This is a genomic window from Rubrivivax albus, from assembly GCF_004016515.1.
Taxonomy (GTDB): domain Bacteria; phylum Pseudomonadota; class Gammaproteobacteria; order Burkholderiales; family Burkholderiaceae_C; genus Rubrivivax; species Rubrivivax albus.
This window is the reverse complement of record NZ_SACT01000010.1, coordinates 106,673-133,401: the sequence shown is the minus strand read 5'-3', so window position 1 is coordinate 133,401 and position 26,729 is coordinate 106,673. Positions and strand designations below refer to the sequence as shown.

Below are 26,729 nucleotides of genomic sequence, written 5' to 3'. Positions count from 1 at the left end.
CGGCGGCCTCGGCGGTGGGGAGCCGAGGCGCTGGCCTCAGGGCCCGGGCACCAGCGTGATGTCGTCGAAGTAGTAGGTTTCGCCCTGATCGGTGGATGCCAGCGTGCCCAGGTTGGGCAGCATCACCACCCAGCTGTAGTCGGGCCCGACCTTGTCGGCCGGCACGTTCCAACTGAGCGTCTGCCAGCCTTCGACGACGGTCTCGTTGGCCTGGATGTCACCGGTGTTGATGCCGGCATCCGAAACGTTCTCGAGCTTCAGCACGATGGGCACGCCGGCCAGCGGCGAATACACGCGGGCCGTGATCTTGCGCACCGTGGCCGTCAGCGGGATGACGTCCACGTTGACCTTGGCCCCGGCCCAGACCTCGCCGCCCAGGCGGATGATCTTGCCGGCCTGACCATTGCCACCGTCCGGGCCGGCCGCGATGGCGGAGGTCTCGGCCCCGTTGAAGCCCTCGAAGACCAGCGCCGTGGTCTCGTCGAACGAGGCCAGCACCGTGCCCGGCGTGGCCGCGGGCACGAGCACCTTGATGTCGTCGAAGTAGTAGGTCTCGCCGGGGTCGGTGGAGGCCAGCGTGCCCAGGTTGGGCAGCATCACGACCCAGCTGTACTCGGGGCCGACCTTGTCGGCGGGCACGGTCCAGGTGAGCGTCTGCCAGCCCTCAACGACGGTCTCGTTGGCCTGAAGGTCACCGGTGTTGATGCCGGCATCGGACACGTTTTCCAGCTTGAGCACGATGGGCACGCCGGCCAGGGGCGAGTACACGCGGGCGGAGATGGTGCGGTTGTCGGCGGTCAGCGGGATCACGTCCACGTTGACCTTCGCCCCGGCCCAGACCTCGCCGCCCAGGCGGATGATCTTGCCGGCCTGGCCGCTGCCGCCGGCCGGCGCCGCGGCGATGGCGGAGGTCTCGGCGCCGTTGAAGCCCTCGAAGGCCAGCGGCGTGGCCTCGTCGAACGAGGCCAGCAGCACGTCTGCCGGCGTCGGTGGCACGACGAGCTTGATGTCGTCGAAGTAGTAGGTCTCGCCGGGATCGACGGAGGCCAGCGTGCCCAGGTTGGGCAGCATCACGACCCAGCTGTACTCGGGGCCTACCTTGTCGGCGGGCACGGTCCAGGTGAGCGTCTGCCAGCCCTCGACGACGGTCTCGTTGGCCTGAAGGTCACCGGTGTTGATGCCGGCATCGGACACGTTCTCGAGCTTGAGCACGATGGGCACGCCGGCCAGGGGCGAGTACACGCGGGCGGAGATGGTGCGGTTGTCGGCGGTCAGCGGGATCACGTCCACGTTGACCTTCGCCCCGGCCCAGACCTCGCCGCCCAGGCGGATGATCTTGCCGGCCTGGCCGCTGCCGCCGGCCGGCGCCGCGGCGATGGCCGAGGTCTCGGCACCATTGAAGCCTTCGAACGCGAGCGGCGTGGCTTCGTCGAACGAGGCCAGCAGCACGTCTCCGCTGACCGGCGGCGTCGCGCGCACCGTGTTGAAGTCCTGTGCATGCGTGCCGGACGTGGCGCCCGGGTTGTCGTTCAGGTCCGCATAGCTGCCCGCCGCCACGGCCACGCTCATGGTGCCGGCGCTGTCCGGCTCCGGTGTGACCTCGAGCAGGTACTTCTGATCGTTGACCTTGATCAGCGTGCCGCGCATGCCGCCGGAGACGGTGACGTCCTCGACGGTGAAGCTGGTGCCGACCGACTCGCTGAAGCTGAAGGTGAAGGTCACCGCACCTCGGGCCACGTCGCCCGGCACGTTGTCGTCGATGACCAGGGTCGGCCCGGCAGTGTCGTTCTGCGGCGGTGCAGACGCGCCGCCGCCACAGGCCGCCAGCAGGGCGGACACCGCGAGTGCGCAGGCGGAGAGGGCGAAGTGTTTCGAGGGCAGGGTCATGACGGATTTCCTGGCAGGGGAGCAGGCCGGACGTTGCGTGAGGAGACGGCGCCCTGACGTCCGCGGTGCGGCCACGGTCGGGACAGTGGAAAGCGGGTTCCAGTCGGTGTGAAAGCGGTTTCAAAGGAGCATAGGGGACCGCGTGTCAACTCGCAATAGGGATGGTCCAATGGATTTCCCGGGGTTTCGGCGTCGCGCCGCCGGGTTCAGGCAGAAGCGGCCGGCGCACCGCAGTAACGGCGCACGTAGTCGTCATGCGGCGGCAGTTGCTGAGCCGCCTGTTCGGCCGCCGACTGCAGGCTGCCGAGGAACCGCCCCAGTTCCGCATCGCCCATGAGTTCGGTGACGGGGTGGTGCTGAGCCGGGACCAGGCCCTGTCCGAGCATCACCTGGGCCCAGGAGTTCTCGGAGAACAGCTCGCCATCGCCACGAAAGATGCGGGCGGTCTGCCGGAACAGGTCGATGCGGTGCTGCAGCGACGGTGGCACGCTCATGTCGGCGCAGGCCCGCCAATAGGGCGTGTCGCGTCGCTCGGTGACCTTGAAGTGCAGGACGATGAAGTCGCGCACGTGCTCGAAGTCGGCGCGCATCTGGCGGTTGAACTCCGTGGCATCGGGAGCCTGGATGCCGTCTGCGGGGAACATCTGAAGCAGCCGGATGATGGCGCGCTGGATCAGGTAGATGCTGGTGGATTCCAGCGGCTCCAGGAAGCCCCCGGCCAGGCCGATGGCCACGCAATTGGCCCGCCATGCTTCGTGGCGCTGGCCGGGCTGGAAGCGGATCACCCGCGGCGTCGTCAGCGTTTCGCCCCGCAATTGCGCCTGCAGGGTCTGGCGCGCCTGGTCGTCGTCGATGAATCGCCGGCTGTAGACCAGGCCGTTGCCTACCCGATGCTGCAGCGGGATGCGCCACTGCCAGCCCGCCCCATGCGCGATCGATCGCGTATAGGGCAGGGCGGCGTCCACGGCGGCCGTCTGCACCGCCACCGCGCTGTCGTTGAAGAGCCAGTGCGACCAGTCCTCGTAGCCCACGCCCAGCGCGTCGCCGATCAACAGGGCGCGGAAGCCGGTGCAGTCGATGAAGAGGTCGCCCTCGACCTCCGCGCCACCATCCAGGCGCAGAGACCTGATGTCGCCGGTGCCCTCGCAGCGCCGCACCTCCACGATGCGGCCCTCGATGCGCTGCACGCCCAGCGCTTCGCTGAACCGGCGCAGGAACGCGGCATAGCGCGTGGCGTCGAGGTGGTAGGCGTAACGCAGCCCGTCGTCGGGCAGGTGGGCGAAGCGGCCGAGGCGGGCGGCCTGCGCCTCCAGGCAGTAGGCGCCATAGTCGGCCGCCAGTTGCCGCTGCCGGCCCTTGAGCCAGAAGTGCTGGAAGCCGGCCGTCCAGTGGTCCTTCCCGGTCAGGCCGAAGCCGTGGAAGTAGGCCTTGCCCACGTCGTGCCAGCCTTCGAAGCGGATGCCGAGCTTGAACGTGGCCTGGGTGGCGGCCATGAAGTCGCGCTCATCCACGCCGATGAGCCGGTGGAAGACCTGCAGCGACGGGATCGTGGCCTCGCCCACGCCCACGGTGCCGATCTCGTCGGATTCGACCAGCCGGATGTCCAGCCGCCGGCCGAGCGTCTTCGACAGCGCGGCGGCGGTCATCCAGCCGGCCGTGCCGCCGCCGGCGATCACGATGCGCCGCACCGGCGATCGCGTGTCCGTGTCACCAGCGAGCTGGCCGATCATGGAATCGTCGCTCATCGGTTCAGGCTCCGCAGCAGGCGCGCACGCCACTGTCGCGCCGCGTCGGGCGTCAGCGGCGCCAGGCTGCCCCGTGCGGCCGGGGGGATGTGCGCGGCGGTGTCGTCGTCGGCGTCGAACACGTAGTGCTCGAACAGATGCCGCCAGGCCTGCCGCTGGGCGGGCGGCAGGTCGCGCACGCTGGCCATCGCCATCTGCAGCGCATGCACCGGCGAGTCCATGTGCGCGGGCGACCGGCGCCACCAGTAGTTGAGCAGCACGTTGACGCTGTCGAGCGCCTCGACGTGGTGCCACCACATGCTGGGGATGAAGATCGCGTCGCCGGCCTGGAGTTCGGCCACGCGGGCGCGGGCCATCGCCTCGGCGAACCTTGGGAAGCGCGCCAGATCCGGCTTCACGACATCGACCAGGCTGATCGGCTGACCGGCGGGCGTCAGGTCCAGCGGCCCGACGTACAGGTTGGCCACCTCGTCGGGCGGGAAGAGGGTGAACCGGCGGCGCCCGGCCACCACGCAGGCCAGGTTGTCCGGCAGGTCCTGGTGTGCGGCCACGCGCGTGCGGTTGCCGATCCAGATGCTGGCCAGAGGCTCCAGGCCGGGCAGCGGCACGTCGTTCTCGTCGCGGAAGCCGGGCAGGCAGGTGTCGACGGTGGTGGAGCCGACGTAGATCGCCGGCGCGCGGGCATCGTCGCGGTGGCGCGCCAGCGCGTCGAGCACGCCATCGAGCCGTACACGCTGGGCGCTGAAGTTGAAGCCGGTGAGGCTGTCGTCGTAGAAGAACCGGCCCTGGATGCCCGGCGGCCCGAACCAGGCCCCCACGGTGGCGTCGCGGTAATGGCGGCGCATGTGGTCGATGCTGGCCAGGGGACCACCCTGGCCCGCCTGCACGGCAGGCCAGTGCGCCACCAGGCCACGCAGGACCAGGGGCTCGGTGGACGCGAGCACGTCGGGCGGGATCGCATCCGCCCGCACGTCGGCGCGTTCGGCCAGGGCGTCAGGCCCGGCCGGCATCGGCCGCCTCCATGCGCGCGACGAGCGCCTGCAGCTGCGACATCGAGGCGACCGCCATGTAGGCGGCCTGCAGGTGCCCGGCGCGGCTGAGCTGCGCCAGCGTGGCGCCGTCCAGCGCGGCCAGGCGGTCCTCGTGCACCGTGTAGTGGCCGCTCAACGCACAGTGCCGGCCATCTCCAAGCGTGGCCTCGAAGGTGAACGGCTCCAGCAGGTCGTGCGCCAGCAGGGCGGCCACGAACGCCGGTGTGGTCTGCAGCCCCTGGTGGATGGCCAGCAGCACCGAGTTCATGCGCTGCAGGAAGTCGGAGCTGCCGCCCTGGGGCAGGAACAGCGGCTCGCCTTCGGTGGTGTTCAGCCGCGGGCTGTCGAGGTCGACGTGCACCACCAGCTCGTCGCCGTCGCGGCCGATGTAGAACGGCAGCCGCTCCAGCGCCAGCGGCATCACGGGGGCGTCCCAGCGGCCATCAGGGCGCAGGAACAGGTTCTGCCCCTCCTGCAGGCCCAGCAGCGCCACCGGCTCGAACCCGGTGCCGTCGGGCGTCTTGCGGAAGACGATGGGGTGGTGCGCCTGCAGCTGCCGGAATTCGGCAGGAAAGGTGGTGACGGCCATCACGTCGTCGCCGAATTCGGGGCCGCGCCGGGTGACGACGCGCAGGTCGTGGTGGTCGACGTTGTTCAGCATGACGGTGCGGGGCATGGTTCGGGTGCGGTGGTGCCGTGGGCTCAGATGCGGGACAGCCCGTGCTGGCGAACATGGGCGATGAGTTCGCGATTGGACGGCAACGCAGGCAGCATCTTCCGCGTCAGCGCGGCAGCCTCGCGGAAGAATCCGTCGGCGCGGCTGCCATCGTCGGCGCCCTGGGTGTAGGCGCCCGGCACCGGCCGGAAACCCATGCCGTAGAGCACGTACTGGTAGCTGGCCGACGGAAAGAGCTCCTCGGCGCGGGGGAAGTCGTGGCGCGACGGCGGACGGTGTTGCCAGAGCGCCAGCAGGTCCCGCAGCTGCGCGGGCATCGAGGCCGGGTCGGCATGGTCGCGCCAGTACGCCGTGTCGCGTCGACGGGTCAGTGCGTAATGCAGCTTCAGGAAGTCGATCACGCGTTCCCAGCGGTAGCGGAAGCTGTCGTTGAAGCGGCGCGCGACGATGGCCATGGTCTCGCGCGTGGCGGGCAGGTCGGCGCTGATCATCGCGGCCGAGAGTTCCGCCAGCGCCAGGGCCGACGCCTCCAGGGGCTCCACGAACCCGGCCGACAGCCCCACCGCCACGCAGTTGCGGTGCCAGAACTCCTGCCGGTAGCCCGGCTGGAACTGCAGCTTTCGCGGCGTGGCGATCTCCGCCGGCCCGCCGGTGGCCGTGATGTAGTCGCGCAGCGCCTGCTCGACGGCGTCGTCCGTGGTGTGTGCGCTGGAATAGACGTGGCCGACGCCCCGGCGCGTGGGCAGGCCGATGTCCCAGATCCAGCCGTGGGCCTGCGCCGTGGCGAGGGTCTGCGACGCGATCGGCGCGTCGTCACGCACGTAGGGCACCTGCACGGCGAGGGCGCGGTCGTTGAACAGCACCTCGTGCTGGGGCACCAGGGGCACGCCGAAGTGACGGCCCAGCAGCAGCGCCGCCATCCCGGTGCAGTCGACGAAGAGGTCGCCCGCCACGGCGCCGTGGGCGCGCGTCTGCAGCGCGGCGATGTCGCCGTTGTCGTGCGACAGCACCGCATCGACATGGTCGAGCACGTGCCGGACGCCCAGCCGTTCGACCCCGTGGCGCTGCAGCATCTGGCCGAACTTGCCGGCGTCGAAGTGGTAGCCGTAGTTGGCCACCGCCGCGAACTCCGGCGTGGTCACCTGCTTGGGCGCCTTGCCCTGCGCGCACAGGTGGGGCTGGAAGCTCACCAGGTCGGCAAACGGCACCTTGGCATGGCGCTCGAGCCACGCGGCCACCAGGTTGGCCTCGGTGTGGCCCTGCGGCAGCACGAAGGGATGGTGGTAGACGTCCGTGGGCCCGCCATCGACCCAGCCGTTGAACCGCGACCCCTGCTTGAACGAGGCGTCGCACTCGCGCACCAGCGTCGTCTCGCTGACGCCGATGCGGCGCAGCGTATCGCGCATCGTGGGCCAAGTGCCTTCGCCCACGCCGATGGGGCCCACGTCGGGCGATTCCAGCAGCGTCACCTGCAGCCTGCCGGAGGCACCGTGGCCGTGCTCTGCCGCCAGCAGGCAGGCTGTCAGCCAGCCGGCGGACCCGCCACCGACGACGACGACTTGCTGGACGGTTGAGTTCACGGACTGTGCAGGGGCTCGGCCGCTGGCATCGGGAAACGAAAGAGCCGCTGATGATCAGCGGCTTTCGTGCCGACGGCAGCCCGGGCGGACCCGGGTGCGATCAGGTCGCGGCGCGGGTCAGAACTTGTAGTTGGCGCCGATCATGTAGCGCGGCCCGGTCTGCGTGACGTACAGGACCTGGCTCTTGCTGCGGCCGTGCAGTCGCTGGGTGCCGTCCAGCGCGTTGATCACTTCGGCATGCAGCGTCAGGCGATCGTTCCACTGGTACGAGGCGTTGATGTCCAGCTGGCCATAGGCCTCGGTGTACACGGGGTTGAAGCGGGCGCTGTCCTGCAAGGCATTGAGGAACTTGTCGCGCCAGTTGTAGGCGGCGCGGATCTGCCAGCGCTCGTTCTCGTAGAACACCACCAGGTTGGCCGAGTCGCTCAGGCCCACCAACGGCAGCTGCTCGCCGAGCGACGCGTTGTTGTACTTGAGGTCGGACCGCACCACCGTGTAGTTGGCCGATGCGCCGAAGCCGGACTTGCCGAACATGTGCTGGACGTTGAACTCCAGCCCGTACAACGATGCAGACCGGCTGCTGTTGATCTGGGACCGGATCTGGAAACCTGCGATCGGATCGCCAGGCTGGCCCGCGATGGTGCCGGCGGCTTTGTCGACGCCGAACTGCCCATCGTAGTTGTCGAAGATGTAGGTCCGGATGCAGTCGCGGTCGGACGCCTCGCAGCCCGAGGCCACGGCCCCGTCCCACAGTGCCCCGTCCACCGGGGTCGGCAGGTTGAAGGGCGTTGCGGTGATCGTGGTGTCGGTGATGAAGTTGGTGATGCTCTTCCTGAAGTAGCTCACCGCCGCGTAGCTGCCCTTGGCGTAGTACCACTCCAGGGACAGGTCGAAGTTCTTCGACTTCAGCGGCTGCAGTGACGGGTTGCCCTGGCGCCCCGTGCCGCCGTCAGCACGGGCCAGCGCGTCCAGCGTCTGGCCGCCCTGGATGGCACCCCAGCCGGGCCGGCCGATGGTCTCGCCGTAGCTGGCCCGGACCTTGACGTCGTCGGTGACGTCCATGTCGAAGTCGATGCTCGGCAGGAAGTGGTTGTAGCTGCCCTTGAGCGTCGTGAAGCCCGGTGTCGGCGAGAACACGACCGAGAACTCGTTGACGCCGGTCCAGACGATGCCGGTGGCCTCCGGCACCTGCGCGGTGGAGGTGATGTCGGTCTTCTCGTAGCGCAGGCCGATGGCGCTGCGCAGGGGGAATCGGGTGTCCCAGTCCTTGACGTACTGCACGAAGGCACTCGTCGAGGTCTCCTTGACCCGGCTGTCGGTGACGTCGAAGCGCGGGTTGGGCAGGAACAGGGCCTCGTCGCCCCGGGCCGCGGCGGCCAGGTCGCGCACGGTCTTGAAGTCCCAGGTGAAGAACTGGTTGAACAGCGCGGGGTCGCCACTGCCCTTGATCTGCGAGAAGTACGGCCGGATCTGCTGCGCCTGCCAGACGCTGTCGGGGATGTCGTCGACGCTGCTCTGGTTGCCCCCCCAGTCGTCCTGCTGCACGTTGGAGAAGGCACTGCGGTTCTTCACCGTGGTCAGGCCGACGCCGAAGTCCAGCTTGGATTCGTCTTCCAGCTTGAACTGCCCCTTCACCTGGGCCTGGTCCACACCGGACTTCATGTAGCTGTTGCGGAACGACGAACCGGTGACCTTCATCAGTGCAGGGTCGATGGCCGTGTCGTAGATGCTCAGCACCGGGAAGTCGCGCCGGAAATCGACCGAGGTCGTGGCCCGGTTGAAGCTGGCGGTGCCGATGGTGTTGTTGGAACCGAACGGGCTGTCGGCGCCCGACTCGGCGGTCGACGAATGGGCGTCGAACTCCAGGCGCAGGCGGTCGGAGGCCTTCCACGCCACGTTCAGGCCGGTGGACTTGTTCTCGGCGCGGGTGGCGAAGTCGGACCCGGCCATGGCCAGGTCGCCCAGGCCGCGACGCAGCGGCGACGTGCCAGGCCCCCGGGTCTCGGAGTAGAAGATCGGGCTGGACACCGGGCCGTTGGTCCAGGCGCTGGAGGACTGCGGCGCCTGGTCGAACCAGGCCGACAGCTCGTTGCGCCGCGTCTGCAGCTGCAGTTCGGAGTAGGTGTAGTCCAGCGTCGCCGTCAGGTTCTTCACCGGCGCGTACTGCAGGGTCAGCTGCCCGTTGGTGCGCTGTCGCTGCACGCTGTTGAGGCTGTAGATCAGGTTCTGCGGGATCGAATAGATGTCGTCCGCGCCCGGCTTGTTGGTCACGTCCGCCAGGTTCAGGTTGGGGTTGGCCAGAGGCCCCTGGTTGCCCTGGAAGGCGTACCAGCCACCGCCCACGGCGGCCTGGTTGTAGCCGAGGTCCCGCTCCTGGTAGCTGGCGCTGATGGCCACGCCGAACTTGCCGTCGGCGAAGGTGTTGCTGTAGATGCCCGAGACCTCGGGCGTGACGTCGGCGCCCTGCATGGTGCTGGGCAGGCGGCCGTTGGAGACGTCGTGCACGGCCTTGACGCCCAGACTGCCATGCAGCCCCGGGTTCTCCAGCGGGCGCGCCGTCTTGATGTTGATGGTGGCGCCGATGCCGCCGGTGGGCGACGCGGCGCGGCTGGTCTTGTAGACCTCGATACCGGCGATGGCCTCCGACGCGAGGTTGCCGAAATCGAAGGCGCGCGAGGTGGGCGCGGTGGTGTCGGCGATGCTGGAGGCCGGCATCTGGCGGCCGTTGAGCAGCACGAGGTTGAAGTCCGGCCCCACGCCACGCACCGTGACGCGCGAACCTTCGCCGATGGAGCGGTCGATCGACACGCCGCTGATGCGCTGCAGCGATTCGGCGAGGTTGGTGTCCGGGAACTTGCCGATGTCCTCGGCGGAGATGCCGTCGACGATGCCCTGGTTGTCGCGCTTCAGGTCGAGCGAGGATTCCAGCGCCGAGCGGATGCCCTTGACGATGACGCGCTGCGGTTCGGCTGCCGCCGCGCCGCTGGCCGCCGGCGCGGGGGCAGGCGCCTGCTGGGCGAGGGCGCCGCTGGCGCCTGCCGCAGCCATCGCGCAGGCCGCCGCCAGGCGGGTCAGGCGGAAGGCGGGGCGGATGGCCGGCAGGCGGTGGGGCGGGGTTTGGGCGTGGCTCACGGCGTCTCCAGGATGAATCGTGTCGCTGCCGTCCGCGCGATCGAGCATCGGCGCACGGCGGGCGCTTCTACCCGCCGCACGTGTCGACCGCTGCGGGGTATGGTATGAAAGCGCTTTCAGTAATCTACAGGCCAGACCCCGGCTTGTGTCCTAGTGGAACCACCAACAGCACGGCTCCAGCCGCTGCATCGCGCTCGCCCGAGACCTCCTGGGTGAGCGCAAGCCGCATGAAAGCGCCTGCCAGCAGGGCAAGTCCCTGGCCGGTGGGCCGTGGCCTTGGGTAGCATCCATGCCGAAGTGGACGAGGCATTCCGATGGGCGACACCCGATTGAAGAAGGTCCTGATCGTGGGCGGCGGCACCGCGGGTTGGATGTCGGCCGCGGTGCTGGTGCATTCGCTGGGCCGGCAGTACGAGGTCCAGTTGATCGAGTCCGACGAGATCTCCACCGTCGGCGTGGGCGAGGCCACGATCCCGTCGATCATCCGCTTCAACGACCTGATCGGCATCGACGAGAACGAGTTCATGCGCCGCACGCAGGCGACGTTCAAGCTCGGCATCCAGTTCAGGAACTGGGGTGCCCAGGGCGATGCCTACATCCATGGCTTTGGCAGCATGGGGCGCAAGACCGGGCTGGTGGACTTCCACCATTACTGGCTCAAGGCCTTCCAGGCGGGCCGGGTGGACCGGCTGGACGACTACTCGATCAACCTGCTGGCCTGCGAGACGAACCGGTTCTCGCGCGCCGACCCGTCGAATCCCAACTCGCCGCTGGCGGACATCCGCCATGCCTTCCACTTCGATGCCGGCCTGTACGCGCGCTACCTGCGCGGCTACTGTGAACAGCGCGGCGTCACGCGCACCGAGGGCCGGATCGACAGTGTTCAGGTCCACCCGGAGACGGGTTTCGTCACCTCGGTGACGATGGCCAACGGCGACGTGCACGCCGCCGACCTGTTCATCGATTGCTCCGGCTTCCGCGGCCTGCTGATCGAGCAGACCCTGCGCACCGGCTACGACGACTGGAGCCACTGGCTGCCCTGCGACAGCGCGCTGGCCGTGCCCTGCGAGTCGGTGGAACCCCTGCTGCCGTACACGCGCGCCACGGCCCACGGCGCGGGCTGGCAGTGGCGCATCCCGCTGCAGCACCGCATCGGCAATGGCCACGTGTTCTGCAGCCGCTTCATGAGCCAGGACGAGGCCACGGCCATCCTGCTGGGCAACCTGGACGGCAAGGCCCTGGCCGAGCCGCGCCTGATCCGATTCACCACCGGCAAGCGCAAGAAGTTCTGGCACAAGAACGTAGTGGCCATCGGCCTGGCCAGCGGCTTCATCGAACCGCTGGAATCGACGTCCATCCACCTCATCCAGCAAGGCATCGTGCGCCTGGTCGAACTGTTCCCCAGCCAGGGCTTCCTGCAGGCCGACATCGACGAGTACAACCAGCAGTCGACCACCGAGTTCGAACAGGTGCGCGACTTCATCGTGCTGCATTACCACGCCACGCAGCGGCGCGACACGCCGTTCTGGGAGTACTGCGCCACCATGGACGTGCCCGACACGCTGCGGCGCAAGATCGACCTGTTCCGCGCCAACGGACGCTTTTTCCGGCAGAACGACGAGCTCTTCAACGAGACCAGCTGGGTGCAGGTGATGTTCGGTCAGGGCATCCGCCCGCAGGGCTACCACCCGCTGGCGGACAACACCGCCGACGAGCCCACCTGGCGGATGCTGGACAACGTGAGGACCGTGATGCACCGGGTGGTCGAGCGCATGCCGACGCACGCCCAGTACATCGCGCAGCACTGCAAGGCGGCGGCGGGCTGAGGCGCGGTTGGCCCTGGCGGGCCGGCCGCCCGCTCACATGGACAGCGAGCCCTCGCGGAACGCCGTCTTCTCGAGCCAGACGTTGACCAGCACTGGTCGCCCGCTGCGCGCGATATCGCGCGCCTGGGCCAGTGCGGCCGGCACCTCGGCGTCGGTCTTCACGCACAGGCCGGCGGCACCGAAGCCCTCGGCCACGCGGTGGTAGTCGGTGCGCGCCAGCACCGTGGCCACTTCGTCGTGCAGCATCTTGACCTGCTCGCGCGCGATCTGCGTCCAGCCGGCATCGTTGCCCACCACCATGATGGGCGCGAAACCCTGGCGGACGCAGCTGTCGATCTCGCTGAGGCTCCAGCCGCAGGCGCCGTCGCCGAAGACGATCCACAGCTCGCGCCCCGGGCGCGCGGAGGCCGCGCCGATGGCAAAGCCGGCGCCAACGCCCAGCGTGCCGAAGGCGCCCGGGTCCAGCCAGGCCAGCGGCCCACGTGGGCGCAGCACGTAGCTGGCGGTGCCGACGAAGTCGCCGCCGTCGGCGACGAAGATCGCGTCGTCGGCTGCGGCCTTGTCCATCGCGCGGAAGAAGGCCAGCGGGTTGACGAACTCGCCAGGCTCGGCCGCCTGGGTGTCGATCTCCGCCTCGCGGGCACGGTCGCGCTCGGCCAAGTTCTCCAGCCATGACGGCCAGGCCGCTTGCGGCGCGACACGGGTGGCCAGTGCCTCGATGAAGGCGCCGGCGTCGCCGATGGCGGCCACGTTCGGCCGCCGGTTCAGCCGCGCGTCCTTGGCGCTGCGGTTGGCGGCGATCAGCGTGGCGCTGCGGCGCACGTGGCGGCCGTAGTCCAGTCGGAAGTCGCAGGGCACGCCGGCCAGCAGCACGGCGTCGGCCTCGCGCAATGCGTTGCGGCGCGCTTGCCGTCGTTGCAGAGGATGTTCGCGGCCCAGCAGGCCGCGCGCCATGCCCGACAGGTAGACCGGGATGCCCAATGCGCCCACGGCGGCGGCCAGCGCGTCGGCGCGCCCGGCGTTCACCACCGCCTGGCTGCCGATGACCATCAGCGGACGTTCGGCCCGGTTCATGGCCCGGGCCGCGGCGGCCACGGCGCCGTCGCCGGCCGTGGGCAGCACCCCAGTGCGCCGCGCGGGCGTGCTGGCCTGGGCCGCACCCGCGAACATGCGCTCCGCATGGCGGTTGAGGTACCAGCGCAGCGCGCGGTCGGCCAGGCCGGTGCCCTTGCCGGCGGCCTCGGCGTACCACTGGCGGATGCTGGCCTCGTCGTACAGCAGGTCCACCGGGCATTCCAGGCACACCGGGCCGGGCACGCCCTCGAGTGCCAGCGCAAAGGCCTCGGCCACCGCGGGGCCGAGTTCCGCCACCCGCCGCAGCTTGAAGAAGCGCTTGACGTGCGGCGCCACCAGCGGGCGCTGGTCGATGTCCTGCAGTGCGCCGCGGCCCTGCAGTGCCGTGGGCGCGGCGCCGGCGATGAGCACCACCGGCGACTGTGCAAGCTGCGCGTTCTTCAGCGCCGTCAGCGTGTTGGTGATGCCCGGCCCGGCGGTGACGGCGGCCACACCCGGACGGCCGGTCAGCCGCGCGTAGGCGTCGGCGGCGAAGACGGCGGTGACCTCGTCGCGGGTGTCGACGATGCGCAGGCCGCGCGCCTTGGCCGCCGACAGGATGGGGGAGATGTGGCCGCCGCAGAGCGTGAACATGACCGTCGTGCCCTGGGCCTGCAGCGCGGCGGCGACGTGGTCGCCGCCATGGCGCACGGCCACCGGCGCCATGGCGTCGTCCCGGCCCTGGCGTGCCATCGTCTCCGGCGCCGTGCCGCTCAATGCCACAGCACGCCCTTGCGCTCGTACCAGGCGGGCAGGGCGCCGGCGATGGCCTGCTCGATGCGGGCCCGCTTGAGCTTCATGGTCGGCGTCAGCAGGCCGTTGTCGATGGACCAGGCCTCGCGCGCGATGACGATGGTGTGCAGCTTCTCGTAGTCGGACAGCTGGCCGTTGACCTGCGCCAGCAGGGCCTTCATCTCGGACTCCACCTCGGTGCGCACGGCGTCGTCGCCCAGGCGGGGCTGCAGCGCTTCGGACAGCACCACGACGGCGATGGCCGACACCTGGCCGTTGCCGGTGACCATGGACATCTCCACCATCGGGTGCACGTTGATCAGGTTCTCGATCGGCGCCGGCGCCACGTACTTGCCCTTGGCGGTCTTGAACAGTTCCTTCTTGCGACCGGTGATCTTGAGCATGCCGTCCGGACGGCGCTCGCCCAGGTCGCCGGTGCGGAAGAAGCCGTCCGCCGTGAAGCTCTCGGCGGTCAAGGCCGGGTCCTTGTAGTAGCCGCTGAACTGGCCCGGCGACCTGATCAGCACCTCGCCATCCTCGGCGATGCGGCACTCCACACCGGGCATCGGCACGCCGACCCAGCCAGGCTCGCCATGGTCCTCGTTGGAGCTGTGCGAGTACGAGTTGTCCTCGCTCATGCCGTAGCCTTCGAACAGCTGCAGGCCGAGCCGGCGGTACCAGCGGATCAGGTCCGCCGGCAGCGGGGCGGAGCCGCTGCCGGCCTGCTTGACCGCATCCAGCCCCAGGCCCTTGAGCACCTTCTTGCGCACGATGCCGCCGAGGATCGGGATGCCCAGCAGGCGGTCCAGCTTGGCCGGCGGCATCTTGGCGAACACGCCCTGCTGGAACTTCAGCCACAGCCGGGGTACGGAAATGAACAGCGTCGGCCGCGCGCGCTGCAGGTCCTGCAGGAAGGTGTCCAGGCTCTCGGCGAAGTAGATGTGGGTCGCGCCGTCGGCCAGCGACGCCGCCTCCACCCAGCTGCGCTCGAAGCTGTGCGCCAGCGGCAGGTACGACAGCATGCGGCTCTCGCCCGGGCCCACGCGGCGGCGTGTGTCGGCCGCGATGCCCTGGGCCGTCCGCGTGATGGCGCCAAAGCTCGTCATCACGCCCTTGGGCGTGCCGGTGCTGCCGGAGGTGTAGAGGATCATCGCCAGGTCGTCGGCCGCGCGGGCCGGACGGCCGGGCATCGGCGACGCCTTCGCGATGACGTCGTCCCAGCGCGGCAGGTCGGCGGCCGAGGCAGGCGCCAGCGGCAGCGCGATCATCGGCAAGCTGGCGGGCACGCCGCCACGTTGTTCATCCCAGGTGTCGAGCTTGCCGACGAACAGGAGGCTGGCCTCGCTGTGCTCGAGCACGAAGCGCACGGTGGCCGCCTTCTCGGTGGGGAAGATGGCCACCGTCGTGTACCCGGCCAGCCAGATGGCCAGTTCGGCGATGATGAAGTGCGCGCAGTTCTTCGACAGGATGGCGATGCGCGCACCCGGCGCAAAGCCCTGGGCCTGCAGGTGCGTGGCCATGCGCCGCGCCTGGTCCAGCGTCTGGCCCCAGGTGAAGTCCACCGTGCTGCCGCCGGTGAGCGGCTGCGTCAGGTAGATGCGGTCGGGGTGGGCGGCCTCGTGGTCGTAGACGAGGTCGAGCAGCAGCGGGGTGGAGGTGTCGTTCGCCATGCCCGAGAGCGTACGCAGCCCGCCGCCGATGCGGGAGCGGTGGAACCCTGGGGCGGGCGTCGCTCAGGCGGCAGCGGTGGGCCGGGTCCGGTAGAAGGTCACCGGCTCGGCCTTCAGCTGCCGGTTCAGCGCCTTGAGCACGTGCGGCTGCATCGCGCCCACCACGTGCATCTCGCAAGGCTTGCAGTCGAAGCGCAGGGTGTAGCGCAGGTCTTCGTGCACCAGGGTCATCGGTTCGGCGCGCACCGTGCCCTGCACGCCGGTCACGCCCTTGGCCTGCTTGGGGCACAGGCTCAGGCTGTAGCGCACGCAATGCTTGGTGATCATCAGGCTCACCTCGCCCAGTGCCTCGTGGCTCTCGTAGGCGGCCTCCACCAGCTTCACGCCATGGCGGGCGTAGAAGCCTGCGGCCTGGGCGTTGTAAACGTTGGCCAGGTAGCTCAGTGTGTCCTCGGGGTAGGGCGCGGGCGGGTCCACCGGCACGGCGCGGGGCAGGCGCTGGAAGGCGGCGGCGCGTGCGGCCTCGAGGGCGGCGATGCCGTCCCGGCGCAGCGCGTTGAGCACGCCCGCCGGCAGGAACCAGGGCCGGGCCAGCGCCAGGCGCACGCGGCGGGCCTGGAAGATCGTGCCGCCCAGTTTGGCCAGACCGTCCTTGAGCTGCGCCTCGGCCCGGGCGGCATCGCGGGCAGGTTCGTGCGCGTGCGCCACGCGCACGCTGGCGCGATGGCCGTCGGCGTCCTTCAGCGCCAATTCAAAGCCGTCGCTGGTTTGCGCCAGCGTCAGGTCCACCGCGATCCGCCGTTCGGCCGAGGGTTTGGCCAGCAGGCGCTCCCAGCCCATGTCGCGGTTGCGGTTGACGGCGGTGCCGGGGCGCAGGTCCTTCAGCGCCGTGGTACCGACGCCGGGCGGCTGGTTGGGCACGATGCGCCAGCGGGTGCCATTCCCCGTGGGCAGGGGCGTGGCGGTGTTCACCGGCACGCCCTGGAGTTCACCCTGCAGGTCCCACCAGGTCAGCGCGTCGCCGTTGTGCAGCAGGATGGACGTGTCGCCGGTGTCCAGCTCGAAGCTCTCGGCGTCCATCTTCATCACGTGGCCCACCGGCAGCCCTGCGTGCTTGGGGCTGTCGAAAGCGCCGATGTCGTCCTTGCGGCCGTTGACGAAGTAGTCGGTGCCGCCGCGGTTGTAGCCCTGCTCGGGCTGCGGCGTGAAGCTGAAGGTGCAGCGGCCGGACGACGCAGGCTGCACGTCGCGCCGGCCTTCCAGCAGCGCGTCCAGCAGCTTGCGGTAGTGGGCGGTGACGTTCTTCACCGTCGCCATGTCCTTGTAGCGGCCCTCGATCTTGAAGCTGCGGATGCCGGCGTCCACCAGGGCAGCGAGGTTGGCGCTCTGGTCGTTGTCCTTCAGGCTCAGCACGTGCTTGTCGTGCGCCACGACGCGGCCCTGGGTGTCGAGCACGGTGTAGGGCTGACGGCATTCCTGACTGCAGCTGCCGCGGTTGGCACTGCGGCCCGTGACGGCATGGCTGATGAAGCACTGGCCGCTGTAGGCCACGCACAGCGCACCGTGCACGAAGAACTCCAGCACCGCGTCCTGCACCTCGGTGGCGATGGCGCGGATCTGGTGCAGGTCCAGCTCGCGCGCCAGCACCATCTGCGAGAAGCCCACGTCCTGCAGGAAGCGTGCCTTCTCCGGCGTGCGGATGTCGGTCTGCGTGCTGGCGTGCAGCTGGATCGGTGGCAGGTCCAGTTCCAGCAGGCCCATGTCCTGCACGATCAGCGCGTCGGCACCGGCGTCGTACAGCTGCCAGGCGAGCTGGCGGGCGCCTTCCAGTTCGTCGTCGCGCAGGATGGTGTTGAGCGTGACGAAGACGTGGGCGCCGTAGCGGTGCGCATGCGCGGCCAGGCGGCCGATGTCGGCCACGTCGTTGGACGCCTTGTCGCGGGCGCCGAAGCCGGGGCCGCCGATGTAGACGGCATCGGCGCCGTGGTTCACCGCCTCGATGCCGATGTCGGCGTCGCGGGCGGGGGCGAGCAGTTCAAGCTGGGGGCGCGGCATGGTGGCCGCGATTGTCCTGCAAGCCGGCGCGTCCACGCAGGCCGAGGACGGCCAGACCCAGCGCGGCCAGCGCCAGGCTGCCGGGCTCGGGCACCGCGGGCGGTGGCCCGGCGACTTGGTCCAGGTGGATGTTGTCCAGACCGACGCCGAGGTCGCTGGAACTCGTCAGCAGGGAACTGCGGAACTCGACCGTGCTGAGTGGGCCGGCAGCGACGAACTCGACCGTCCGGGTCTCCCAGTCCGATCCGGCGCTGCTCAGGCCCAGCAAGTTGGTGAAGCTGCCGGCCGCCTGGCCGTCGATCCACAGATCCACGGTGACGTCGCCATAGGCGCCCTGGCCACCCACGAAGAAGGCACCGATGTCGAAGGCCAGTCGGTACCTTGCTCCGGCCATGGTGGCGAACGGGTCGGAGCGCACTCCGCCGCCACGGCCCACGACCCCACTGAGCTCGAGAAACTGACCTCCCTCCGAGGCTACGACGCCCACGTGCCCGAAGGCGGCACTGTCCTGGAACGAGATGGTGTTGCCCACCACCGTCCAGCCGGTGATGGACGTGTCGCCGATCTGCTTTAGCGTCCAGCTGGCGATATCCGGCGATTCGAAGCCACCATTGACCAGGCCCGCATGGGCGCTGGTTGGCAACAGGGTGGCGAGCGCGGCCAGTGCGATGGCGGCGAGCGCGGGACGGGTGGCGAGCATACGGAACTCCATGAGAGCAGGGATGAACTGCTACGCCGCGCGCGGGTCCGCTGGAGCTCACGCCATGGGGGCGACCCCCGGACTCTTGGGGTCAGGTGCTGTCGTCGGTGCCCGTGACAGGACGCTCAGGCATGGCTGGTGCTTCGCTCAGCGTCATCAGCACGTCGGCATACCAGGCCAGGTTCAGGCCCAGCGATTCGTCCTCGACCTTGTCGCGCGTGCTCAGGTCCAGCCGCGCGGAGTGCACACCGGCCAACCGCCAGGGCAGGTCGCCGGCGCGTTCCGGCGCGTGCGCCACCACCGCCGCGCCGCTGATGCCGCGGTGGGTGCGCCCGTCGGTCAGGAAGTGGCCCTGGCCCTGGAAGCGCAGGCCGAAGGCCGACGCGACGATCGCCTGGCGCACCACCGGCAGCCGGTGCAGCGTGTCCTGGAAGCCCAGCGGGAAGCCGACGATCAGCAGCGGGTGGCCGATGCGCAGCGGCGCGTCGGGGCGCTGCAGGTCGGCCGGACGGAACGCGCGCAGAAGGTGGCCGGCCGGCAGCCGCGAGCGGTCGATGGCGAGCATGGCCACGTCGATCTCGCCGCCGGCGTCCTCCGCGCTGCGCCAGGCGCTCTTGCCGTTCTCGTAGAGCAGCAGCGAGGTCGCCTCCACACGGGCCAGGTCGTCCCGGCGGCTGTGGACCTCGATCTCGATGCGGTCGGGGTGGTGTTCGTTGTCCGCGTCCAGGAAGACGTGGCGGCTGGTGACGAGGAACAGCGCGTCGTCGCGTTCGAAGAAGAAGCCGCTGGCGTTGGTCAGCGGCCGGTCGCCCTGGAAGGTGGCGATGCGCGTGGCCGTCAGCAGCAGCGCGTCGACCGGCAGCTCAGTCATCGAAGCCCGCTGCCGCTGCGTCGAAGGAGCGCAGCAGCGACGCGTAGTCCTCGTGCAGCGGGAACTGCGGGAACTGCGCCACCACGTTGGCCGGGGCGTGGATCAGGAAGCCGGCGTCGGCGGCCGAGAGCATGCCGGTGTCGTTGTAGGAATCGCCCGCCGCCATGACCTTGAAGTTCAGACCCTTGAGGGCATTGACCGCGTGGCGCTTCTGGTCGGGCTGGCGCAGGCGGTAATCGGCCACATGGCCGGCATCGTCGATCAGCAGCTTGTGGCAGAAGAGGGTGGGGCGGCCCAGTTGCGCCATCAGCGGGTCGGCGAACTCGTAGAAGGTGTCCGACAGGATGATCACCTGGTAACGGCTGCGCAGCGTGTCCAGGAAGTCCTTGGCGCCGGGCAGCGGACTCAGCCGGGCGATGACCTTCTGGATGTCGGCCAGCTTCAGCCCGTGCTGCTTCAGCAGGTCGAGCCGGTAGCGCATCAGCTTGTCGTAGTCGGGCTCGTCGCGCGTGGTGCGGCGGAACTCGGCGATGCCGGTTTCCTGGGCGAAGGCGATCCAGATTTCGGGGACGAGCACCCCTTCGAGGTCGAGGCAGACGATGTGCATGCCGCGATGCTAACCGGCGGGCTCCAGCGTGACGCTGACACCGGAGAGCACTGCATTGCCCGAGGGCGCATCGCGCAGGCGGTCGTCGAGCAGCGCGTTGAGGTTGGCGCCAGGCCGTTCGGCGGCCACGGTCATGCGCGTGCCCGGCACGTCGTGGCCCCAGCCGTGCGGCAGGCTGCAGACACCCGGCATCAGCGCATCGTCCAGTTCCACCGGGGCTTCGGCCGCGCCCTGCGGGCCGACGATGCGCACCCGCTGGCCGTCGACCACGCCGTGGCGCGCGGCGTCCTGTGGGTGCAGCTTCAGCGTGCAGCGCTCCGGCCCCTTGGCCAGCGGCTGCAGGTTGTGCATCCAGCTGTTGTTGCTGCGCACCTCGCGGCGGCCGATGATCACCATTGGCGGGGCGGGGGCGTGCAGCTCGGCCCGGGCCTTGGCCAGCTCGGCCAGCAACGGTGCCGGCGCCAGCTCCACGCGGCCGCTGGTCGTGCGCAGCAACTCCGGCAGGCGCGGCTGCAGCGCGCCGAGGTCTATGCCACCCGTTGCGTCGGCCACGCGCTGCAGCGTCAGCCCGTCGGGCCGGGCGCCGAAGCCGTCGCCGTAGGGGCCGGCACGCAGCGACAGGTCGAGCAGGCGCTCGGGGCCGGTCCAGCGCGACACCTCGGCCAGCACGGCGTCGGCGCGCTCGCCGGCCAGCCTCTCGACGTCGCGGCGGACCAGCGTGTCGTCCAGCGCCACCGGGTCGGCGTCGGGCCCGTCGCCGCGCGCGATGGCGGCGAGCTTCGTCAGGATCTGCCACTCCGGCAGATGGCCCGCCGGCCGGGGCAGCACCGGCGCGCTGTAGCGGGCGTGGTTGCGCACCGACAGCTGCGGGAAGGGCACGTCCCAGTGGCCGTCCTCCAGCGGGCTGCTGCCGGGCAGGATGACGTGGGCGTGGCGCGTGGTCTCGTTCAGGTACAGGTCCACGCTGACCATGAAATCGAGGCCCGCCAGCGCTCGCGCGATGCGATCGCCGTTGGGTGCCGACAGCACCGGGTTGCTGGCCAGCGTGACCAGCGCGCGCACCTGGCCGGCACCGGGGGTCTCCATCTCCTCGGCCATCAGCGTCATCGGCAGTTCGCCGAAGACCTCGGGTGCGCCGCTGACACGGCTGCGATGGCGGCCCGTGACGATGCCCGCACCCTGGCCGGGCCGGCCCTCGGTGTTGCGCGCGAAGGCCGCGGCCTTGGGGAACATGGCGCCGCCCTCGGTGTCGAGGTGGCCTGTCAGGGCATTGATCACGTCCACGAGCCACGAGGCCGCGCTGCCGTAGGTCTGGGTGCAGGTGCCGATGCGGCCGTACAGGCACGCGCGCTCGGCCTCGGCAAGCTGGCGGGCCAGGGCACGGATGCTGGGCGCCGGGATGCCGCAGCGTGCGGCGACGGCTTCCGGCGCGAAGGGCTGCACGGCGTCGCGCACCGCGTCCACACCGGCCAGCCACGGCGACAGCCGCTCCGGCCGCACCCACCCGTCGCCGAACAGCGCGTGCACCATTGCGGCCAGCAGGAACACGTCGCTGCCCGGCCGGATGAAATGGTGCTCGTCAGCGATGGCGGCCGTCTCGGTGCGCCGCGGGTCGATGACGACCAGCCGGCCGCCGCGCGCGCGCAGCGCCTTGGCCCGGCCGCGGAAGTCGGGCACGGTCCACAGGCTGCCGTTGCTGGCCATGGGGTTGGCGCCCAGCACCACCAGCAGGTCGGTGCGGTCGATGTCGGGCACGGGGATGGACAGCCAGTGGCCGAACATCAGGCCGCAGGACAACTGCTTGGGCATCTGGTCCAGCGTGGAGGCGGTGAAGATGTTCTTCGTGTCCAGCGCCTTGGCCAGTCGCGGCACGTACAGCAGCAGACCCATCTTGTGGGCCGACGGGTTGCCGATGCTCAGCGCCACCGCGTCGCGGCCGTGCGCCGCCTGCGCGGCCGGCAGGCGGGCCGCGATCTCGGCGAAGGCCTCGTCCCAGGTGGCTTCCACGAAGGTGTTGCCGCGGCGGATCAGCGGTGTGCGCAGGCGGTCCGGGTCGTCGTGCAGGTCTTTCACGGCCACGCCCTTGGGGCAGATGTAGCCGTGGCTGAAGACGTCGTGCTCGGCGCCGCGGACGCTGGTGATCCGGCCGGCCTCGGTGCGGATTTCCAGGCCGCAGCAGGCCTCGCACACAGGACAGATGCGGTAGTGACGCATTTCTCGCAATTCGGGTTGCATGTCGTGACGATGATGCGCCCTCGTTCGCGGCCCGGCCGCTCAAGTTTTCCCGGGGCTCGACGATGAGCTGTTCGATGGATGAGGATGATCCCTTTGCGCTGAAACTGCGGTCGTCTGCCGCCGAAACGCTGGAAGCGGCGTCACAGCGCCTGAAGCCGGTGCAGCGGGTGAGCGCCAGCCTCTACCGGGCGGTTGAGGTGATGCGTGAGCCCAATGGCCGCGTCACCCGCATCGGCAAGATCTGGCACAGCGACCTCGAGCGCGTGCGCCGATTCGGCCATGCGCTGGCGGCCAACACGGCCGGCGACCACGTGCAGGTGGCCGATTCAGGTGGCCGCGTGATCGAGACCATCCCACCGCCGCCGCCTGGCACGCCACCGCGAGGCTGGGGCGACTGGACCTCCTCCCGGATCCCGTCAAGGGAGCCGTCGCCGGCCGCCTTGCCGACGGTCACGGCACGGGTGCCGACGCTCCAGCCGCCGCCGAGCGGCGTGCCGCCCATCGTCCCGCCGGCGCTGCCGGCTTCACTGGCTTCGGCCACCGCCCGGGCCATGGCGCCGGGCCAACCAGCGCTGGGATCCGAAAGCCGGGTGGAACGCACCAATCCGCTGCCACCAACCCACGTCTGAGCGACCGCGGCTCTCCCAGCGCCGCGCGAAGATGTGATGAAAGCGCTGCCGGCCGGCGTAGACTCCCTGCCCCATGGCTTCCCGGACCGTCACCCTCGAACAGGTCGCCCGCCATGCGGGCGTGTCGCCGAGCACGGTGTCGCGCATCCTCAACGGCACCGCGGTCGTCAGCGACGACAAGAAGCAGGCCGTGGAGGACGCGATCCGCACCCTGGGCTTCGTGCCCAACCCGGTGGCGCGTGGTCTGGCCGGTGGCCGCACGCTGAGCATCGGCGTCGTCACGCAGGCGATCGACTCGCCGTTCTACGGTGCGGCGCTGCGCGGCATCGAGGACACGCTGGGGGCGGCGGGCTACAGCCCGCTGTTCGTCAGTGGCCACTGGAACGCCGACGAGGAGGCCCGCTGCATCGACGTGCTGCGCGCCCGCCGGGTGGATGGCCTGATCGTCCTCACCGGGCGCCTGAGCGACGCTGCACTGCGCGCGTTGGCGCGCCAGCTGCCCGTGGTGGTGACCGGGCGCAGCCTGAAGGCACCGGGCCTGCTGTCACTGGACTTCGACAACGCTTTGGGTGCCCGCATCGCCACCGAGCACCTGTTGGGGCTGGGCCATCGCTCGATCGCCTTCATCGGTGGTGATCCGCTTCACCCCGATTCGCGCGAACGCGAGGCCGGCTTCCGCGCCGCCTTCACCGACGCTGGCGTGACCGTCGATCCGATGCTGATGACGGTGGGCGATTACCAGGAGGCCGGCGGCCGCCAGGCCATCGAGCGGCTGCTGGACGCCAGGCGCCGCTTCAGCGCGGTGTTCGCCGCGAACGACCAGATGGCCTTCGGCGCCGCGCTGGCGCTGCACCGCCGTGGTCTGCGCGTGCCGCAGGACGTGTCGCTGGTCGGTTTCGACGACCTGGCCTCGGCGTCCTACAGCATCCCGCCGCTGACCACCGTGCATCAGCCGGTGATGGACCTCGGCCGTGCCGCGGCGGCCGGCATGCTGGCCCTGCTGGCGGGAAGCAAGCCCGACACCGCGCTGCCACCGCCTCAGCTCGTCGTGCGCGAGTCCACCGCCTCGGCAGTGGGCGGCTGACACGCCGCCTGGTGGCGGGCGCCAGGCCGCCCCAGGGCGCCTCAAGGCCGTCCGGGGCCTCGACGATGCCTCCGCGATTACCCTGCGTTGACACCCTGGTGTACCGTCAACTACAGTGTGAAAGCGCTTTCATCATCTATCGAGGCAGGAGCAGGGCTTGGTCGAAACCGGGGCATGGCGCCGTCGCGCATGGCTGGCCGGCATGGCTGCGGCCGTGGCGGCGCCTTTGCACCGCGCAAGTGCAGCCACCTCCATCACTCTGACCGTGGCCGCCTATCCGGCGGTGGACGCCATCGTCAAGGCCGCGCTGCCGGCCTGGCGGCAGCGGCATCCTGACGTGGCCGTGAACGTGGTCAGCCGCCAGTACGGCGACCACCACACCGCGATGACCACGGCGTTGTCCACGTCGGTCTACCTGCCCGACGTGATGGCGCTGGAAGCCAGCTACCTGGGCCGCTTCTCCACCGGCGGTGGGCTGGACCGCCTGTCGCTGCCGCCCTACGACGGCGGCGCGCTGCAGTCGCGTTTCGTGCCGTATGCCTGGTCCAGCGCCCTGAACCCGCGTGGTGAGCTCGTAGCCGTGCCCACCGACATCGGCCCGGGCACGATGCTGCTGCGGCGCGACCTGCTCGCACGGGCCGGGCTGGCGGCCGCCTACCTGCAACCCAGCTGGGAGGCCTACGTGGCCGCCGGTGCACGCATCAAGGCGGCCACGGGGGCCTACCTGATCTCCAACGCCCAGGCGCTCAAGGACATCCTGATCCGCACCGGCATCGGGCCGGGCGAGGGGCTGTACTTCGACCGCGACTCGCGCGTGCTGGTGAACTCGCCGCGCTTCGTGCGCGCCTTCGAACTGGCGCGTGAGGTGCGGCGCCAGCGGCTGGACGCGCGCGTCAACGCCTGGTCCAACGAGTGGGCCGAGGCCTTCCGCCGTGGGCGGCTGGCCACCGAATTGTCGGGCGCCTGGATGGTGGGCCAGATGGCCAACTGGGTGGCGCCCGACACACGCGGGCAATGGGAGGCAGCACACCTGCCGGGCCAGACCTTCGTCGGCTATGGCGGCACCTTCTATGCCATCCCGCGCCGCTCCGAGCCGGCGCGCAAGGCCATGGCTTGGGCACTGATTCGCCTGCTCACGCTGGACCCGACGCTGCAGCTGGCCGCGTTCAAGGCCGAGGACGCCTTCCCTGCGCTGCTGGACGTGCACGAGGCCCCGTTCTTCGACGAGCCCCTGCCGTTCCTGGGTGGGCAGCCGGCGCGCCGCCTGTGGCGCGACGCGGCCCGGCGCATCACGCCGGTGCAGGTGCACAAGCAGAACAACTTTGCCGACGAGGTGGTGGGCACCGAACTCGACAACGTGATGGACCGTGGCAAGCCCATCGCCGAGGCGCTGGACGATGCCGAACGGCTGCTGCAAAGGCGGGCCCACCGATGAACTTCCGTCTGTCGCCGCGCTGGGCGCCCTACGTGCTGATCAGCCCGTTCCTGATCCTCTTCGCCGTCTTCGGCGTGTTTCCCCTCGGCTTTTCGCTGTGGCTGGCCTTCCAGGCCTGGGAGCCCACCAGCGGCCTGGAGACGATGCGCTGGGTGGGGCTGGAGAACTTTGCCTTCGCGCTGCAGGACCCGTGGTTCTGGAAGGCACTGAAGAACACCGCGTGGCTCGCCCTGATGTCGGGCCTGCCGCAGCACCTGGTCGCGATCCCGCTGGCGGCCTTCATCGACGGCGGCATCCGGCGCTGGCGCGATGGCGTGGTGGGCGCCTGGTTCGTGCCCTACATCACCTCCACCGTGGCCATCGCCATCCTGTTCGCGTCGCTGTTCTCCACCGACTTCGGCCTCGTCAACGCGATGCTGGGCTGGGTGGGGCTGGGGCCGGTGGACTGGCTGGGTCAGCCGGAGAACGTGAAGCCGGCCATCGCGTCCATCGTCTTCTGGCGCTTCGTCGGGTTCAACGTGGTGCTTTACCTGGCCGCACTGCAGTCCATCCCGCGCGACCTCTACGAGGCTGCGGCCCTGGACGGCGCCGGCCCGCTGCAGCGCTTCCGGTACATCACGCTGCCGGGCCTGCGGCCGATGATCTTCTTCGGCGTCACGCTCAGCGTGGTCGGCGGGCTGCAGCTGTTCGAGGAGCCCTTCATCCTCACCGGCGGCCGCGGCGGGCCCGACCAGTCGGGCATGACGGCGGCGGTCTACCTGTACCGCATGGCCTTCGACTTCAACGACTTCGGCGGCGCCAGCGCGATGTCCTGGCTGCTCTTCGTCGTCGTCGTGGGCCTGACCTGGCTGACGCACCGGCTGCTCGGGCCGCGCAAGGACGGCGCATGAAGGCGACGCAGCCCATGACCCGCATGGCCGCGTATGGCCTGGTCGGCATCGGTGCGGCGGTGATGCTGGCGCCGTTCTACGTGATGTTCGTCTTCGCGACGCACTCGCGGGCGGAGATCTTCTCGCTGCCGCCGCCGCTGTGGTTCGGCAGCGACCTGCTGGCCAACCTGGCCATCCTGACCGAGCGGCTGCCGTTCTGGCGCAACCTGGGCTGGAGCCTCTACGTGGCCCTGATGTCCACCGCGCTGACGCTGCTGTTCTGTTCGATGGCCGGCTATGCCTTCGCGTGCTTCGAGTTCCGCTTCAAGAAGGCGCTGTTCGCACTGGTGCTGGGCACGATGCTGCTGCCGTCGTTCATGAACATGATCCCCACCTTCCTGATCATGGACGCGCTGGGCTGGATCGACACCCACCGCGCGCTGTACATCCCGGGCGCCGCCAGCGCCTTCGGCATCTTCCTGATGCGCCAGTTCGCCGTCAGTGCGGTGCCGCCGTCGCTGCTGGAGGCCGCGCGCATGGACGGCTGCGGCGAGTGGGGCATCTACTGGCGGATCGTGCTGCCGCTGATGCGGCCCGCGCTGGGCACGCTCGGGCTGATCACCTTCATCGCCAGCTGGAACAACTTCATCGGCCCCCTGGTGGTGCTGCGCAGCGCCGACAACTACACGCTGCCGCTGGCGCTGCGCAGCCTGCAGACCACGATGAACACCGAGTGGGGCGCGCTGATGGCGGGCTCCGCGATCGCCACCATTCCCTTGCTGGTGCTGTTTGCGCTGTCGTCACGCCAGCTCATCGCCGGCTTGACCGCCGGCGCTGTCAAGTGACCTCCAC

Annotated in this window: 19 protein-coding genes; 6 read left to right on the top strand and 13 right to left on the bottom strand. The window is 70.0% G+C overall.

The window, feature by feature from the left end; all coding sequences use genetic code 11:
• Positions 1–36 precede the first annotated feature (36 nt).
• The 6 genes from ENE75_RS22495 to ENE75_RS22470 all read right to left on the bottom strand — a co-directional run bounded on the left by ENE75_RS22495 (position 37) and on the right by ENE75_RS22470 (position 10,051).
• Positions 37–1,887, bottom strand: coding sequence for an Ig-like domain-containing protein (locus tag ENE75_RS22495; RefSeq protein WP_128200910.1), 1,851 nt, complete (start codon positions 1,885–1,887; stop codon positions 37–39).
• Positions 1,888–2,093: 206 nt separating this feature from the next.
• The gene (locus ENE75_RS22490; protein ID WP_233259222.1) at positions 2,094–3,632 is read right to left on the bottom strand and encodes a tryptophan halogenase family protein; all 1,539 of its coding nucleotides are present in this window, start codon (positions 3,630–3,632) and stop codon (positions 2,094–2,096) included.
• Positions 3,629–4,642 (bottom strand): cupin-like domain-containing protein, encoded by a 1,014-nt coding sequence (locus tag ENE75_RS22485; protein WP_128200908.1) that lies wholly within the window; start codon positions 4,640–4,642, stop codon positions 3,629–3,631. The genes ENE75_RS22490 and ENE75_RS22485 overlap by 4 nt, the downstream gene beginning before the upstream one ends.
• Entirely contained in the window at positions 4,626–5,339 is a 714-nt protein-coding gene (locus ENE75_RS22480) for a SapC family protein (protein WP_128200906.1), read from the bottom strand. Before ENE75_RS22480 ends, ENE75_RS22485 begins: the two co-directional genes overlap by 17 nt.
• 26 nt (positions 5,340–5,365) lie before the next feature.
• A complete protein-coding gene (locus tag ENE75_RS22475) occupies positions 5,366–6,919 on the bottom strand; it encodes a tryptophan halogenase family protein (RefSeq protein WP_128200905.1) in 1,554 nt (517 codons plus the stop codon).
• 117 nt (positions 6,920–7,036) lie between these two features.
• A complete protein-coding gene (locus ENE75_RS22470) occupies positions 7,037–10,051 on the bottom strand; it encodes a TonB-dependent receptor (protein WP_233259221.1) in 3,015 nt (1,004 codons plus the stop codon).
• A gap of 314 nt (positions 10,052–10,365) precedes the next feature.
• Between ENE75_RS22470 and ENE75_RS22465 the strand changes: the two genes are divergently transcribed.
• A complete protein-coding gene (locus ENE75_RS22465) occupies positions 10,366–11,877 on the top strand; it encodes a tryptophan halogenase family protein (RefSeq protein ID WP_128200903.1) in 1,512 nt (503 codons plus the stop codon).
• 33 nt (positions 11,878–11,910) lie between these two features.
• Here the strand turns inward: ENE75_RS22465 and ENE75_RS22460 are convergent, their stop codons facing one another.
• From ENE75_RS22460 to ENE75_RS22430, 7 genes are all read right to left on the bottom strand, one after another.
• Entirely contained in the window at positions 11,911–13,713 is a 1,803-nt protein-coding gene (locus ENE75_RS22460) for a thiamine pyrophosphate-binding protein (protein WP_233259220.1), read from the bottom strand.
• Positions 13,704–15,392 (bottom strand): AMP-binding protein, encoded by a 1,689-nt coding sequence (locus tag ENE75_RS22455; RefSeq protein ID WP_128200901.1) that lies wholly within the window; start codon positions 15,390–15,392, stop codon positions 13,704–13,706. Before ENE75_RS22455 ends, ENE75_RS22460 begins: the two co-directional genes overlap by 10 nt.
• Positions 15,393–15,455: 63 nt before the next feature.
• Positions 15,456–17,447 (bottom strand): peptidase U32 family protein, encoded by a 1,992-nt coding sequence (locus ENE75_RS22450; RefSeq protein ID WP_128200899.1) that lies wholly within the window; start codon positions 17,445–17,447, stop codon positions 15,456–15,458.
• Positions 17,428–18,147, bottom strand: a complete 720-nt coding sequence (locus tag ENE75_RS22445) for a PEP-CTERM sorting domain-containing protein (RefSeq protein ID WP_158289058.1) — start codon at positions 18,145–18,147, stop codon at positions 17,428–17,430. Before ENE75_RS22445 ends, ENE75_RS22450 begins: the two co-directional genes overlap by 20 nt.
• Positions 18,148–18,238: 91 nt before the next feature.
• Positions 18,239–19,018 carry a S1 family peptidase gene (locus tag ENE75_RS22440; RefSeq protein WP_128200895.1) on the bottom strand — a complete coding sequence of 260 codons (780 nt, stop codon included), beginning with the start codon at positions 19,016–19,018 and terminating at the stop codon, positions 18,239–18,241.
• Positions 19,011–19,625 (bottom strand): bifunctional phosphoserine phosphatase/homoserine phosphotransferase ThrH, encoded by a 615-nt coding sequence (gene thrH / locus ENE75_RS22435; RefSeq protein WP_128200893.1) that lies wholly within the window; start codon positions 19,623–19,625, stop codon positions 19,011–19,013. Before thrH ends, ENE75_RS22440 begins: the two co-directional genes overlap by 8 nt.
• Positions 19,626–19,634: 9 nt before the next feature.
• A complete protein-coding gene (locus tag ENE75_RS22430; RefSeq protein WP_128200891.1) occupies positions 19,635–21,839 on the bottom strand; it encodes a molybdopterin-dependent oxidoreductase in 2,205 nt (734 codons plus the stop codon).
• Positions 21,840–21,934: 95 nt separating this feature from the next.
• Here ENE75_RS22430 and ENE75_RS22425 point away from each other — a divergent pair, with 95 nt between their 5' ends.
• The 5 genes from ENE75_RS22425 (at position 21,935) to ENE75_RS22405 (ending at position 26,722) form a co-directional block, all read left to right on the top strand.
• Positions 21,935–22,489 carry a hypothetical protein gene (locus ENE75_RS22425; protein WP_128200889.1) on the top strand — a complete coding sequence of 185 codons (555 nt, stop codon included), beginning with the start codon at positions 21,935–21,937 and terminating at the stop codon, positions 22,487–22,489.
• Positions 22,490–22,562: 73 nt separating this feature from the next.
• The gene (locus ENE75_RS22420) at positions 22,563–23,573 is read left to right on the top strand and encodes a LacI family DNA-binding transcriptional regulator (RefSeq protein ID WP_128200887.1); all 1,011 of its coding nucleotides are present in this window, start codon (positions 22,563–22,565) and stop codon (positions 23,571–23,573) included.
• 265 nt (positions 23,574–23,838) lie between these two features.
• Entirely contained in the window at positions 23,839–25,008 is a 1,170-nt protein-coding gene (locus ENE75_RS22415) for an ABC transporter substrate-binding protein (protein ID WP_158289057.1), read from the top strand.
• A complete protein-coding gene (locus ENE75_RS22410) occupies positions 25,005–25,898 on the top strand; it encodes a carbohydrate ABC transporter permease (RefSeq protein ID WP_128200884.1) in 894 nt (297 codons plus the stop codon). Before ENE75_RS22415 ends, ENE75_RS22410 begins: the two co-directional genes overlap by 4 nt.
• Positions 25,895–26,722: a carbohydrate ABC transporter permease gene (locus ENE75_RS22405; protein ID WP_128200882.1), complete on the top strand. Its 828-nt coding sequence runs from the start codon at positions 25,895–25,897 to the stop codon at positions 26,720–26,722. The genes ENE75_RS22410 and ENE75_RS22405 overlap by 4 nt, the downstream gene beginning before the upstream one ends.
• Positions 26,723–26,729: the final 7 nt, after the last annotated feature.

Coding starts and splice junctions, on each gene's coding strand:
- ENE75_RS22440 (WP_128200895.1), bottom strand. CDS start 19,018: ATGACTGAGCTGCCGGTCGACGCGCTGCTGCTGACGGCCACGCGCATC.
- ENE75_RS22445 (WP_158289058.1), bottom strand. CDS start 18,147: ATGCTCGCCACCCGTCCCGCGCTCGCCGCCATCGCACTGGCCGCGCTC.
- ENE75_RS22465 (WP_128200903.1), top strand. CDS start 10,366: ATGGGCGACACCCGATTGAAGAAGGTCCTGATCGTGGGCGGCGGCACC.
- ENE75_RS22450 (WP_128200899.1), bottom strand. CDS start 17,447: ATGCCGCGCCCCCAGCTTGAACTGCTCGCCCCCGCCCGCGACGCCGAC.
- ENE75_RS22485 (WP_128200908.1), bottom strand. CDS start 4,642: ATGCCGGCCGGGCCTGACGCCCTGGCCGAACGCGCCGACGTGCGGGCG.
- ENE75_RS22480 (WP_128200906.1), bottom strand. CDS start 5,339: ATGCCCCGCACCGTCATGCTGAACAACGTCGACCACCACGACCTGCGC.
- ENE75_RS22405 (WP_128200882.1), top strand. CDS start 25,895: ATGAAGGCGACGCAGCCCATGACCCGCATGGCCGCGTATGGCCTGGTC.
- ENE75_RS22495 (WP_128200910.1), bottom strand. CDS start 1,887: ATGACCCTGCCCTCGAAACACTTCGCCCTCTCCGCCTGCGCACTCGCG.
- ENE75_RS22490 (WP_233259222.1), bottom strand. CDS start 3,632: ATGAGCGACGATTCCATGATCGGCCAGCTCGCTGGTGACACGGACACG.
- ENE75_RS22420 (WP_128200887.1), top strand. CDS start 22,563: ATGGCTTCCCGGACCGTCACCCTCGAACAGGTCGCCCGCCATGCGGGC.
- ENE75_RS22410 (WP_128200884.1), top strand. CDS start 25,005: ATGAACTTCCGTCTGTCGCCGCGCTGGGCGCCCTACGTGCTGATCAGC.
- ENE75_RS22425 (WP_128200889.1), top strand. CDS start 21,935: ATGGATGAGGATGATCCCTTTGCGCTGAAACTGCGGTCGTCTGCCGCC.
- ENE75_RS22430 (WP_128200891.1), bottom strand. CDS start 21,839: ATGCGTCACTACCGCATCTGTCCTGTGTGCGAGGCCTGCTGCGGCCTG.
- thrH (WP_128200893.1), bottom strand. CDS start 19,625: ATGCACATCGTCTGCCTCGACCTCGAAGGGGTGCTCGTCCCCGAAATC.
- ENE75_RS22455 (WP_128200901.1), bottom strand. CDS start 15,392: ATGGCGAACGACACCTCCACCCCGCTGCTGCTCGACCTCGTCTACGAC.